Annotated in this window: 13 protein-coding genes; 4 read left to right on the top strand and 9 right to left on the bottom strand. The window is 71.9% G+C overall.

Going from position 1 to position 12,773, the window contains the following annotated elements:
- Window positions 1–3 precede the first annotated feature (3 nt).
- Complete coding sequence (locus ACIQOW_RS00340) at window positions 4–1,239, bottom strand: serine hydrolase (RefSeq protein WP_188301133.1); 1,236 nt, start codon at window positions 1,237–1,239, stop codon at window positions 4–6.
- A gap of 209 nt (window positions 1,240–1,448) precedes the next feature.
- On the opposite strand from ACIQOW_RS00340, the gene ACIQOW_RS00335 reads away from it, so the two are divergent.
- Window positions 1,449–2,102, top strand: coding sequence for a nitroreductase family protein (locus tag ACIQOW_RS00335; protein WP_401077892.1), 654 nt, complete (start codon window positions 1,449–1,451; stop codon window positions 2,100–2,102).
- 321 nt (window positions 2,103–2,423) lie between these two features.
- Window positions 2,424–3,140: a LuxR C-terminal-related transcriptional regulator gene (locus ACIQOW_RS00330; protein ID WP_401077889.1), complete on the top strand. Its 717-nt coding sequence runs from the start codon at window positions 2,424–2,426 to the stop codon at window positions 3,138–3,140.
- 22 nt (window positions 3,141–3,162) lie between these two features.
- Here the strand turns inward: ACIQOW_RS00330 and ACIQOW_RS00325 are convergent, their stop codons facing one another.
- On the bottom strand, window positions 3,163–4,143 hold the full coding sequence (locus ACIQOW_RS00325; RefSeq protein ID WP_188301136.1) for an LLM class F420-dependent oxidoreductase: 981 nt from the start codon (window positions 4,141–4,143) through the stop codon (window positions 3,163–3,165).
- A 149-nt stretch (window positions 4,144–4,292) separates the two neighbouring features.
- Between ACIQOW_RS00325 and ACIQOW_RS00320 the strand changes: the two genes are divergently transcribed.
- Window positions 4,293–4,616, top strand: coding sequence for an ArsR/SmtB family transcription factor (locus ACIQOW_RS00320; RefSeq protein ID WP_401077886.1), 324 nt, complete (start codon window positions 4,293–4,295; stop codon window positions 4,614–4,616).
- Window positions 4,617–4,769: 153 nt separating this feature from the next.
- On the top strand, window positions 4,770–5,171 hold the full coding sequence (locus ACIQOW_RS00315; protein WP_401077883.1) for a hypothetical protein: 402 nt from the start codon (window positions 4,770–4,772) through the stop codon (window positions 5,169–5,171).
- Window positions 5,172–5,258: 87 nt separating this feature from the next.
- Here the strand turns inward: ACIQOW_RS00315 and rodA are convergent, their stop codons facing one another.
- The 7 genes from rodA to ACIQOW_RS00280 form a co-directional block, all read right to left on the bottom strand.
- Window positions 5,259–6,458: a rod shape-determining protein RodA gene (gene rodA, locus ACIQOW_RS00310; RefSeq protein WP_401077880.1), complete on the bottom strand. Its 1,200-nt coding sequence runs from the start codon at window positions 6,456–6,458 to the stop codon at window positions 5,259–5,261.
- Complete coding sequence (gene mrdA / locus ACIQOW_RS00305) at window positions 6,455–8,749, bottom strand: penicillin-binding protein 2 (RefSeq protein ID WP_401077878.1); 2,295 nt, start codon at window positions 8,747–8,749, stop codon at window positions 6,455–6,457. The genes rodA and mrdA overlap by 4 nt, the downstream gene beginning before the upstream one ends.
- A 78-nt stretch (window positions 8,750–8,827) precedes the next feature.
- Entirely contained in the window at window positions 8,828–9,466 is a 639-nt protein-coding gene (gene mreD / locus ACIQOW_RS00300) for a rod shape-determining protein MreD (RefSeq protein WP_401077875.1), read from the bottom strand.
- A gap of 3 nt (window positions 9,467–9,469) precedes the next feature.
- Complete coding sequence (mreC, locus tag ACIQOW_RS00295) at window positions 9,470–10,417, bottom strand: rod shape-determining protein MreC (RefSeq protein ID WP_401077872.1); 948 nt, start codon at window positions 10,415–10,417, stop codon at window positions 9,470–9,472.
- 114 nt (window positions 10,418–10,531) lie between these two features.
- On the bottom strand, window positions 10,532–11,557 hold the full coding sequence (locus ACIQOW_RS00290) for a rod shape-determining protein (RefSeq protein WP_031076009.1): 1,026 nt from the start codon (window positions 11,555–11,557) through the stop codon (window positions 10,532–10,534).
- Between the two features lie 343 nt (window positions 11,558–11,900).
- Window positions 11,901–12,314, bottom strand: coding sequence for a nucleoside-diphosphate kinase (gene ndk, locus ACIQOW_RS00285; protein WP_188301144.1), 414 nt, complete (start codon window positions 12,312–12,314; stop codon window positions 11,901–11,903).
- Window positions 12,315–12,422: 108 nt separating this feature from the next.
- On the bottom strand, window positions 12,423–12,773 hold the full coding sequence (locus ACIQOW_RS00280; RefSeq protein ID WP_188301145.1) for a DUF4233 domain-containing protein: 351 nt from the start codon (window positions 12,771–12,773) through the stop codon (window positions 12,423–12,425).

Genomic DNA, 12,773 nt, shown 5'->3' with positions numbered 1-12,773 from the left:
CGCTTAGCCGACCAGCGCCTGGTTGACCAACTGCCGCAGACGTCCGTGCAGTTGGTGCGCGCTGGAGGGCATCAGCTGGGTCAGGAACAGCACCGTCAGCCGCTCCACCGGGTCCACCCAGAAGATGGTGGACGCGGCACTGTGCCAGCCGTACTCCCCCGCGCTGGCCGGCACCCCGGCGGCCGCCGGGTCCTGCACCACCGCGAAGCCGAGCCCGAAGCCGACCCCGGCGGTGGGCATCTCGGAGAACACCGGCCGCCCGACGCTCTTCAGGTCTCCGCCGCCGGGCAGGTGGTTGCGCAGCGCGTGCCGCAGCGTGTGCCGGCCGAGCACCCGTACGCCCTGGTACTCGCCCTCGCCGAGCAGCATCTGGCTGAACCGGTGGTAGTCGGCGAGCGTGGTGACCAGCCCGGAGCTGCCGGACAGGCAGTCCGGCTCGCGCAGCACGTCGCCGCCGAAGGCGTCGTTGCGCACGGCCTTCCCGCTCGCCGGGTCGACGACGTAGAAGGCGGCCAGCCGGTCTGCCTTGTCGGCCGGGACGTGGAAGCCGGTGTCGGCCATGCCGAGCGGGCCGAGCACCCGCTCGGCCAGGAACTCGTCCAGCCGCCGGCCGGAGGCGACCTCGATCACCCGCCCGAGCACGTCGCTGGAGGCGCCGTAGTTCCACGCGGTGCCGGGCTCGAAGAGCAGCGGGAAGGAGGCCCACTTCGCCACGCACGCGGCGAGGTCGAGGCCGGGCGCGGTGGTCCACTCGAAGCCGTTGGCGGTGTAGATCTCGTCCACCGGGTGCGCCCGATGGAAGCCGTAGGTCAGGCCGGAGGTGTGGGTGAGCAGGTGCACGATCCGGATCGGCTCGGCGGCCGGGACGGTGACCGGCCTGGAGGCCGGCCCGCGCTGGTACACCCGGACGTCGGCGAACTCCGGCAGGTAGCGGGAGACCGGGTCCTGGAGGCCGATCGCGCCCTCCTCCAGCAGCACCAGCGCGGCCACCGAGGTGACGGGCTTGGTCATCGACCAGGACCGGTAGATGGTGTCCGGGGTCTGCGGCAGGCCCTTCTCGACGTCGCGGTGCCCGTACCCGGCGAGGTGGGCGACCCTGCCGCCACGGGTCACGGCGAGCTGCCAGCCGGGCAGCCGGCCGTCGTCCACGTAGGCCCTGAGGTACTCGTCGATCCGGCGCAGCCGTGCGGGATCCAGGCCCGCCTCGGCCGGCTCGACGTCGACTTTGATCTGCGACATGGCGTCCTCTCGCGGTCGAGCGATCTCGTCATGTTTCGAATGTTCGAAGATAGTGGAAGCATAGGAACAATCAACTCCACACACAAGAGCGGAACTTGAGATCCCGTGAGGTCCACCCATTGGACTTCGAATGTTGCGCAAGTTTCGAACAATAAATAGGATCCGGAAGGATTCGCCCCCCTCTTCCGACCCGACCGGAGCTGGAGCACATGCCGCCCCTCGCGCTTTCCATCGACGAACTCCTCACCACCACCCGGGCGGTGCGCAAGCGACTGAACCTCACCCGCCCGGTGGAGCGCGAACTGATCGAGGAGTGCCTGGCCCTGGCCACCCAGGCCCCCACCGGCCGCAACCGCCAGCGCTGGGACTTCATGATCGTCACCGACCCGTCCAAGCGCGCCGCCATCGCCGACCTCTACCGGCTCGGCCTGGTCCGCCCGCGCCAGCAGGTGGTCGGCACCGGCGTGGACCGCACCACCGGCGACCAGCTGCGCCGGCTGCGCCTGGCCGAGAGCGCCCAGCACCTCTTCGACCACCTCCACGAGGTCCCGGTGCTGGTGATCCCGTGCGTCCGGATCGAGGGCCGGCACGAGGTCGACTCCTTCGTCGGCCAGGCCAACACCTGGGGCTCGATCATCCCGGCCACCTGGCAGTTCATGCTCGCCGCCCGCTCCCGCGGCCTCGGCACCGCCTGGACCACCCCGCACCTGCACTACGAGCGCGAGGCCGCCCAGATCCTCGGCATCCCCTACGAGACCGTCCTCCAGGCCGCGCTGATCCCGCTGGCCCACACCATCGGCACCGACTTCCGCCCCGGCCCCCGGGTCGGCACCGAGCAGATCGCCCACTGGGACGCCTGGTAGGCCCCGGCCCCGCACGGACACCCCTCCGGTGGTTCCGGACCCCGGAGGATCCTTGACCGCCGATCAGGCCGATCTTTAGGATGGCTGCCATGTTCCGGGAACGTCGAGTCAACGGCCTTGCCGCCGAGGTGACTTCCGACTGCGCGACGCACCGCTGCCGCTGTCGCCCCTGAACCCTCCTCCCGCTCCCGCGCACCGATCCGACGCCGGAGCGGGATCTCCTCTCATCATCACGGTTCCGCCCCGCGGCCGGTGTCCCCACGCACCCCGCCGGTCCCGGCTGCCCGGAGTGCCGGAATCTCGACGGCAAGGAGAACGAACATGAGCCTGTCCCTCTACCGGTCCGCCGATCCCACCAGCCCCGCCGGCCCCGCCGGCCCCACCGTCCGGGTGCTCATCTGCGCCGCCTCACCCCTGCTGCGCACCGGGCTGCGCACCATCCTGCAACGCTCACCCGGGCTGCAACCGCTGACCGAACTGTCCACCACCGCGAGGATCGCCCAGGCCTGCGCCGCCAAACGGCCGGACGTGGTGGTCATCGACGCCGACATGCCCGGCATGGAGGCCTGCGAGGTCAAGAAGCTCACCAGCGACCGGGAGACCGGGCAGCCGGGCACCATCCTGCTGGTCCGCCCCGGCGACCCGGACCGGATGCTCGACTACCTCAGAGCCGGCGCCCGCGGCCTGGTCCTGCGGGACGGCCCCGAGTCCGACATGGTGCAAGCGGTCCGGGCGGTCGCCGCCGGGAACGCGCTGATCTCCCCGCCGATCACCGCCGAGGTGGTCACCGAGATGGCCCGCCGGCTGCCGGGGCCGCCGCTGCACACCCCGCCGCTGCTGCGCCTGCTCACCCCGCGCGAGCAGGAGGTGCTCACCCTGATCGCGGGCGGGCTGTCCAACGCCGAGATGGCCACCGAGCTCCACCTCAGCGAGAAGACCGTCAAGTTCCACGTCTCCAACGTCCTCGGCAAGCTGCGCGTGCGCAGCCGGGCCCAGGCGATGGTCTACGCCCGGTCCGGGCAGCGGGCGGCCGGCTGAGCCGCCGGCCGCCGGCGCGGCGTCACGTCTGCGGGGCCAGGGCCCGCAGCGTGTCGCGCATCCCCTCCGGTCCGGCGCCGAACTCCGGCACCGGAATCACCGCCAGCAGCGGCGTGTCCACGCCCGCCGCGACGAACTCCGCCACCCGCTCCCGGCACTCCCCAGGGGAGCCGTGGATCAGCAGCGCGTCGACCAGGTGCCCGGGCACCGCCGCGCAGGCGCCGTGGTAGTCGCCCGCCGCCCACGCGGCGTGCGAGGCGGCCAGCTCCTCGCCGCGCCCCAGCCAGTCGTGGAAGCCGCCGTACGTCCGGGCGTTGAGGATCGGTCCGAGCAACTGCCGCCCCTGCCAGCGGGCGTGGTCGCGGTCCCTGGTCGGGCAGACGAACAGCCGGGCCACCACCTCCTTGGCGCGGCCCGCCTCCCCCATCGCGGCCCGCACCCGCGGCACGTCCGCGGCCGCCAGGAAGTTGGTCACCAGCCCGTCCGCCTCCCGCCCGGCCAGCCGCAGCATCTGCGGGCCGAGCGCGCCCATCATCACCGGCGGCACCGGGTCGGGCCGCAGCGCCGGGGTGTACCGCTCGATGGCGAAGGAGTCGAACCCGCCCTGCACCGTCCGTCCGGCCAGGGCCTGCTTCAGGAACCGCACGGTGTCACGGACCCGGCGGTACGGGTGCTCGAACGGGATGCCGTTGATCCGGGTGACGAACGGCGGCCCCGAGGAGCCGACGCCGACCACCACCCGGCCGGGCGCGGCCTCGGCCAGCGAGGCGACCGTCATGGCGAGCAGCGCGGGGCCCCGGGTCTGCACCGGCACCACGCCGGTGCCCAGCCGCAGTGCCGGCGCCCAGGCCGCGGCGAGTGCGAGCGGGGTGAACCCGTCGTAGCCCGCGGCCTCGCCGGTCCACACGTCGGTGTAGCCCAGGTCGGGCAGCTCCTCGACCAGTGCGCGGTGCCGGTGCAGTGGGACCCCGCGCAGCGGGAGCGTCAGGCCGTAGCGGCCCACGGGCACCTCCCGGCGGTTCGCTCGCGGCGTTCGCTCATCGGGTGTCCTTCCGCGGGAACGGCGGTGCGGGCCGGCCCCATTGCCTAAGATTGGATAGTACGCAAAAGTTCGAACAATCCATCAGCGCCCAGGACGACCAAGGAGCCGCCATGCGGACCCCGAGCCACCCGGCCACCGACTCCATCCAGCTCACCGGCATCTTCCACGCCCTCAGCGACCCGGCCCGCCTCTCCATCGTGGCCGGCCTGTCCGAGGTCGAGGAGCGGTGTTGCAGCGACCTGGACGTCCCCCTCTCCAAGTCGACCCTCTCGCACCACCTCAAGGTGCTGCGCGAGGCCGGCGTCACCGCCACCCGGGTCGAGGGCACCCGGCGGCTGATGTCGCTGCGCCGGGACGACCTCGACCTGCGCTTCCCCGGCCTGCTGGACGCCGTGCTGCACGCCGCGGCCCATGAGCCCGACGACGCCCACTGATTCTCCCCGACACTCCCGGGGCCGCTCTTCGGCCGTACGACCGGTCTGTGCCCCGGCCTTTGGACCTGAATCGGCCCCGCCCGTCCCCACCGGGCGCGCCGATGGCCCAGGCTGAGGCGTCCCCGCCGCCCACAGCCCGTACCGGAGGCCGCCGTGCCCGTCGAAACCCGTGCCCACGAGACCGCCGCCCGCGCCGCCCTCGACGCCTTCCTCGACGCCCTCAACAGCCGCGACCTCGCGGCCTGGGCCGAGACCCTGCACTACCCCCACGTCCGGGTGCACGAGGGCGAGGTGACGGTCTGGGAGGACCGGGACGGCTACGTCGAGCGCTCCGCCCCCGAACTGGAGCAGCTGGTCGGCTCCGGCTGGGCCCGCAGCGGCTGGGAGAGCGTCGAGCTGAGCCAGTCCTCCCCCGACCAGGTGCACGCCCTGGTCCGCTTCGCCCGGTACGACACGGCCGGGGAGCACACCGGCTCCTTCGACTCGGTCTACGTGCTCACCCGGCGCTCCGACCGCTGGGGCGTGCTCGCCAGGATCGGCTTCCGGACGGTCTGACCCGCCCGCCACGGCCGCCGGGGCACCCCGGACACGGCGGCGGGGCCGGCCCGGGAAGTCCCGGACCGGCCCCGCCGCACCGCTCGCTCAGGCCGCTATCGGCCGCTGGCTCCGCACCGCCTGGAGCAGCCCGATCGCCAGCCAGTTCGCGAACATCGAGGAGCCGCCGTACGAGACGAACGGCAGCGGGATGCCCGCGACCGGCATGATGCCCAGGCACATCCCTATGTTCTCGAAGGCCTGGAAGGACAGCCAGGCGATGATCCCGGCCGACACGATCGTCCCGTACAGGTCGGTCGCCTGCCGGGCGATCCGGCAGGCCCGCCACAGGATCACGCCGACCAGCGCGATGATCGCCAGCGCCCCGATGAAGCCGAGCTCCTCGCCCGCCACGGTGAACACGAAGTCGGTCTGCTGCTCCGGCACGAACTGCCCGACGGTCTGGGTGCCGTGGAACAGCCCCTTGCCGGTCAGCCCGCCCGAACCGATCGCGATCCGGGCCTGCGCGGTGTTGTAGCCGACGCCGTTCGGGTCCAGCTGCGGGTTGGCGAAGGCCGCGAAGCGGTCGATCTGGTACTGGCTCAGCAGCCCGAACTTCCAGATCGCCACGCACCCGGCGGTACCCGCGACCAGCAGGCCGAGCACCCAGCGGTTCGCCGCACCCGAGCCGAGCAGGATGCCCAGCACGATCGCGGCCATCACCATCACCGAGCCGGCGTCCGGCATCAGCATCACTATGGCCATCGGCAGCCCGGCCCAGAGCAGGCCCCGGAACACCGCCCGGTGTGAGGGGAACTCCCGCTCCCCCGCGTCCACCTGGTCCGACAGCACGACCGCCATCGCCAGCACGATCGCGAGCTTCGCGAACTCGGCCGGCTGGATCGAGAAGCCGCCGCCGAGCTGGATCCACGAGTGCGCGCCGTTGATCGTCGAGCCCAGCGGGCTGAGCGTCGCCAGCAGCATCGCGATCACGCCGACGTACAGGAACGGCACGATGGTGCGGAAGCGCCGGCTCCCTATCGCTATCACCACGGCGCACAGCACCAGCCCGACCACGAAGTTGGTCAGGTGCCGGTACAGGAAGTACTGCGGGTCCCCGTGGGTCAGCGAGTCGCGCCCGCGGGTGGCCGACCAGACCAGCAGCGAGCTGCCGGTCGAGAGGGCCAGCGCGGCCAGCAGCAGTATCCAGTCCAGCCGCCACAGCGGGGAGTCCTTGGCCAGGGCCTTGGAGACCCCGTTGCGCTGCGGGGCCAGCCGCAGCTGCCGGTACGAGCCGTAGGAGGTCATGCCCGTCCCCTTCCCGGTCCGCGCGTGGGTTCGAGCGCGGCGTCGGCCGCGGTGTGCGACGCCGGCTGGTCGGCCGGCGGCACCTGGTCGAGGAAGGCCGCCGCGGGGGCCGCCGGGGCCGGGGCGAGCGGCACCGGGGCCGGCGCGACGGCCGTGCCCTGGGTGCCCGGCACCTGGCCGGCGCCGTACGAGACCGGCTTGATGATCGCGGTGCCGTCCGGGTTGAACTTCGGCAGCTCGGTCTGCGGGGCGGGCAGCAGCGCCTTGCCGTTGTCGATGGTGCCCTTGTCGTCCACGCCGTACAGCGCCTGGTAGATCCGGCGGATGGCGTCACCGGAACCGCCGGAGCCGGTGCCGCCCTGGCTGATCGTCATGACGACCGCGTAGTCCTTGCTGTACGTGGTCAGCCAGGAGGTGGTCTGCTTGCCCTCGACCTCGGCGGTGCCGGTCTTGGCGTGCAGCGCGATCTTGTCCTGCGGCCAGCCGTTGAACTTCCAGGCCGCGGTACCGGTCTTGACGACGCCCTCGGTGGCCTGGTTGATGTAGCTGAGCAGCTTCTCGTCGCCGGGGAACTTGGCGTCCTCGTGCGGGGCGATCTCGTGGACGAGCTCCCCGCCCGGGCTTATCACGGCCTTGGCGACGGTCGGCCGGTAGAAGGTGCCGCCGTTGGCCAGCGCCGAGTAGATCCGGGCCATCTGGACCGGGGTGACGAGCGTGTCGCCCTGGCCGATCGCGAAGTTGACGGCGTCACCGGCGCGCATCTGGTAGCCGTCGACGCAGTTCTCCTTGGCGATCTGGTCGGAGAAGCTGGTGCCGCCCTTCTGCGCCTGCGCGCACCAGGCGTCCTTGTTGTTGTCGTAGAAGCTCTGCTTCCACTGCCGGTCCGGCACCCGTCCCGGCACCTCGGACGGCAGGTCGATGCCGGTCTTCGCGCCGAGGCCGAACTGGTGGGCGGTCTTGGTGAACCAGTCGCCCGGGTCCTTCTTCGGCTTGATGCCGCCGTCCTTCAGCCACTGGTCGTACGCGAGGCCGTAGAAGACGGTGTCGCAGGAGACCTCCAGCGCCTTCTCCAGGGAGATCTGGCCGAAGTTCTCGCTCTCGAAGTTCTTGAACTCACGGCCGCCGATGGTCAGGCTCTTCGGGCAGTCGTAGTGGCCGTCCAGCGAGTAGCCGGCCTGCACGGCGGCGGTGGTGGAGATGACCTTGAAGGTCGAGCCGGGGGCGGACTGACCCTGTATGGCCCGGTTCAGCAGCGGGAAGTTGGACTCCTTGCTGGTCAGCGACTGGTAGTCCTTGCCGCTGATGCCGCCCACCCAGAGGTTCGGGTCGTAGGTCGGGGCGCTCGCCATCGCGACGATCCGCCCGGTGTGCACGTCCATCACCACGGCGGCGCCGGAGTCGGCCTCGTAGTTGCGGCTGGTGACCTTGTCGTACGTCTTCCTGGCGTCGGCCATGGCCTGCGCCAGGTTGTCCTCGACCACCTTCTGCACCCGGGCGTCGATGCTGGTGACCAGGTTGGCGCCGGTCTGCGGGGCGACGGTGCCGGCGGTGCCGATCACCCGGCCGAGGTTGTCCACCTCCAGCTTGGTGATGCCCGCGGTGCCGCGCAGGTCGCGGTCGTACACCGACTCCAGGCCGGCCCGGCCGATCTGGTCGGCCGGCAGGTAGCGGTCCAGGCCGGTCTTGTCGGCGGTCTTGCCGACCTCCTCGTCCGTGACCGGCGAGAGGTAGCCGAGCACCTGGGCCAGGTTGGCGCCCTCGGCGCCGGTGTAGCGGCGCACGGCGGTGGGCTGCGCGGTGACTCCGGGGAAGTCCTCGCGGCGCTCCATTATCTGCATCGCCTGCTGGGTGGTCGCCTCCTTGGTGACCGGGATCGGCTGGTACGGCGAACCGTTCCAGCAGGGCTGCGAGGTCTTGGCGTCGCAGAGCCGCACCTTCTCCTGCACGTCCTTGGCCGGGATCCCCAGCACCTCGGCCAGCCGGGACAGCACCGCCTTGCCGCCGTCCTTCTGCTGGAGCAGCGAGGTGCGGCTGACCGACACCACCAACCGGGTCTCGTTGCCGGCCAGCACCCGTCCCGAGGCGTCCAGGATCTCGCCGCGGACGGCCGGCTCGACCACCTCGCGGATGTGGTTGCCGGTCGCCTTGGCGGTGTACTCCTTGGCGTTGCGGATCTGCAGGTACCACAGCCGTCCGCCGAGGGTGGCGAGCAGCGACAGCACCAGGATCTGCAACACCACCAGACGGATCGTCACCCGCCGGGTGCGGCCGGTCTCGGGGATGTTGCTCACGTCTCGTGCACTCCAGGATGCGGGGAGGTCGGGAGGTCTGGGCCTGACCGGTTACGGGCGGCGGGCGAAGCCGGGCACTTACGGGCGGCGGGCGAAGCCGGGCACGCGCCGCTTCTTGTACGACGGACCCATCGAGCCCTCGCGGGTGGTGCGGTAGCGGGCGAGGGTGCCCAGGCCGGAGCCGCCCTCGTCGTCGTCGGCGGCGGCCACCGGGTCACGCCCGAAGCGGCGGCCGAGGTACATCACCAGCGGCACCACGAAGGGCGCCAGCAGCAGGTCGTAGAGCAGGGCGCTGATCACCAGGCCGCCGAGGCCGACGTGCCGGGCCGCGGTGTCGCCGACCAGGGCGCCGACCATCGCGTACAGCAGGGTGGAGGCGATCGCCGCGACGCCGACCACCACCAGCGAGCCGGCGACCGAGCGCTGGCGGCCGTGGTCCGGGCGCAGCAGGCCGGCGGCGTAGCCCATCAGGCAGAGCACCAGCGCGTAGCGGCCGATGGCGTGGTCGGAGGGCGGCGCGAGGTCGGCCAGCAGGCCGCCCCCGAAGCCGACCAGGCAGCCGCCGGTGGGCCCGTAGACCATGGCCAGGCCGACCACGACGAGCAGCAGTATGTCCGGGGTGGCTCCCGGGAGCTGGAGCCGGCCGAAGACGCTGACCTGGAGGATCAGGCCGAACAGGACGAGGCCGGCGGAGACGGGGATGCGGGCGAGGCGCATGGCTCAGTTCCCCCCAGTGGGCTTGGCGGGCAGGGCGGCGGGCGCGGCGGCCGGGGTCTGGGCGGACGCCTCGGCCGGCTGGCCGGCGGCGGGGGCCGGCGGCAGCACGGCGTCGCGCGGGTCGGTGCGCGGCGGCACGACCACCACGCCGACCAGGTCCAGCCGGGTGAACTGGACGAAGGGCTCGACCAGGACGGTCTTGGTCAGCTGCCCGGCGTTGGCCTGGACCTCGGTCACCTTGCCGACGGGGACGCCGGGGACGAACGGGCGGCCGCTCTGCGAGCCGAAGGTGACCAGCCGGTCGCCGGCCTTGACCTGGGCCTTGCCGTTGAGCAGCGAGACCTTCATCGGGCTGTCGCCGCCGCCGGAGGCGAAGCCGATCTCGCCGGTGCCCTCCAGCCGGGTGCCGGCCGAGAAGCCGGGGTCGGAGGCGAGCAGCACGGTGGCGGTGGTCGGGGCGACGGTGGTGATCCGGCCGACCAGGCCCTGGCCGTTGACCACGGTCATGTCGCGGGTGAGGCCGTCGTCGCTGCCGGCGTCGATGGTGATGGTCCAGGAGAAGCCCTGGGCCGGGCCGATCGCGATGACCTGGGCGGCCTTGACGGTGTAGCCGCCGGCGCCGGCGGTGCGCAGCAGGTCGTCCAGCTGCTTGGTGCGCCCGGTGGCCGTGTCGGAGGAGGCGAGCTTCTGCCGCAGTTCGGTGTTCTCGCGGGCGAGCTGGTCGGTGCGGCCGCTGTCGGTGGCGGCGTCCCGGAAGGCGCGGACGGTGTCGGCGACCGGGTCCACCACGGTGGCGGCGCCGCGCTCGACCGGTCCGAGGACGCTGGCGGCGGCGTGCCTGGCCGGGCCGAGCGGGGAGTCCTCACCGCCCTTGATGTCCACGGTGATCAGCGCGAAGGCGACGGCCACCAGCAGGATCAGCAGCAGCCGGCTCTCTCGTGTGTCCCTCACGGTGCTGGTACTGCCCCTTCGTACCTGGCCGCCGCCCGGGGCCGTGGGGCCCGGGCGGCGGCCCGTTCAGTCAGTGTCGGATGTGCCGCGTGGTGCCGGAGGTGCGGCGGCCTGTCAACGACGCGGCGAAGCGTCGAGTACCTGCTGGAGCGCCTCGAACTCCTCGACGCACTTGCCGGAGCCGAGTGCGACGGAGTCGAGCGGGTTCTCCGCGATGTGGATCGGCATGCCGGTCTCGCGGCGCAGCCGCTCGTCCAGGCCGCGCAGCAGGGCGCCGCCGCCGGTGAGCACGATGCCCCGGTCCATGACGTCGCCGGCCAGCTCGGGCGGGCACTGGTCGAGGGTGGTCTTGACCGCGTCGATGATCGAGTTGACCGGCTCGTCGATGGCCTCGCGGACCTCGGCGGCGGAGATGACCACGGTCTTGGGCAGGCCGCTGACCAGGTCGCGGCCGCGGATCTCGGCGTGCTCGTCCTTCTCGCCCTCCAGGCCGAAGGCGCTGCCGATGCTCATCTTGATCTGCTCGGCGCTGCGCTCGCCCAGGAGCAGCGAGTACTCCTTCTTGATGTGCTGGACGATCGCGTTGTCCAGCTCGTCGCCGGCCACCCGGATGGACTGGGCGGTGACGATGCCGCCGAGGGAGATCACGGCGACCTCGGTGGTACCGCCGCCGATGTCGACGACCATGTTGCCGGTCGCCTCGTGGACGGGCAGGCCGGCCCCGATCGCGGCGGCCATCGGCTCCTCGATGATGTGCACCTGGCGGGCGCCGGCCTGCGAGGAGGCCTCGATGACGGCGCGGCGCTCGACTCCGGTGATGCCGGAGGGCACGCAGACCACGACGCGGGGGCGGGCCAGGTAGCGGCGGCGGTGGATCTTGAGGATGAAGTACCGCAGCATCCGCTCGGTGATCTCGAAGTCGGCGATCACGCCGTCCTTGAGCGGGCGGATGGCCACGATGTTGCCCGGCGTGCGGCCGATCATCTTCTTGGCCTCGGCGCCGACCGCGAGGATGCCGCCGGTGTTGGTGTTCACCGCGACGACGGACGGCTCGTTCAGGACGATGCCCTTACCCCTGACGTACACCAGCGTGTTGGCTGTTCCGAGGTCGATCGCCAAGTCGCGGCCGATGAACGACAGGTTGCTCGCCATGGGGTGTGGGTGCCTTCCCGGGCTCGGAGTTTCATGAGAGGTGGACGAATGCGCGCCCACGCTTGGGCGGAGACCAGCTGAGCTGCCTTACCGGGCCCTTGAGTCGCGTCCATCGTAGTCACGCCGTGCGGTGGGGACGTCGACGTGGGGCATACCGTCCATTGTCCGGGGCGTGCTCGCATCTCCGAGGATTGGGACGCCGTGTCGGCGCCGCCAGTTCCCTATTTCACGATAAGAATGCCCCGGCCGGGCCAATGGTCCCGACCGGGGCGGTACGAACGTCCCCCGGGCGTGTCGCCCCGTTCCCGCCGGGCGTGTCGCCCGGTCGGGGTCAGGCGTGCGCCGGGAAGAAGATCTTGATCTCGCGCTCGGCGGACTCCGGGGAGTCGGAGGCGTGGATCAGGTTCTCGCGGGTGATCGTCGCGTAGTCGCCGCGGATGGTGCCGGCCCCGGCCTCCAGCGGGTTGGTGGCGCCGGCCAACATCCGGATGCCCTTCACGACCTCCTCGCCCTCGACGATCAGCGCGATCGACGGGCCGGAGGTCATGAACTCCAGCAGCGGCTCGTAGAACGGGCGGCCGACGTGCTCCGCGTAGTGCTGCTCCAGCGTCGCCCGGTCGAAGGTGCGCAGCTCGATGGCGGCGAACCGCCAGCCGGCCTTGCGCTCGAAGCGGCTGATGATCTCGCCGGCCAGGCCACGGCGGACGGCGTCGGGCTTGAGCAGGACGAGAGTGCGCTGGGACACGGTGCGTCTCCTGGGGATTCGGTTCGGCAGACAGTCGGGTCGACAGACGGTGCCGACCAGGCAGAGGTTACCTTGCGTAAACGGCGTGTCGTCGCGCCGGTCCCGGCCTCAGACCTGTACGGCGGCGGCCTCGGCGGCGGCCCTGGCGGCCTTGAAGTCGTCGACCTTGCGGCCGTAGTGCACGGAGCACCACCACAGGCCGGCGAAGACCACGCCGAGGCCGAACATGGTCGGCAGGACGAAGCCGGCGGCGATCAGGCCGATCTGCAATGCCCAGCCGACCTGCACCGCGCCGGGGCGGTTGATCATGCCGCAGAGCAGGATGCACAGGGCCATCGCGATGCCGCTGACCGTCCAGATCTCCCCGTTGGAGACGTCGGAGAGCCGCATCGCGACCAGCGCCGCGAACATGATCAGCAGTGCTTCGCCGATCAGTGTCGAGGAGCAGAGCGTCCTCAT

The sequence above is a fragment of the Kitasatospora sp. NPDC091335 genome, assembly GCF_044757205.1.
GTDB lineage: Bacteria > Actinomycetota > Actinomycetes > Streptomycetales > Streptomycetaceae > Kitasatospora.
Note: the sequence above shows the minus strand (reverse complement) of the source record. Positions and strands in the feature narration are given on the sequence as shown.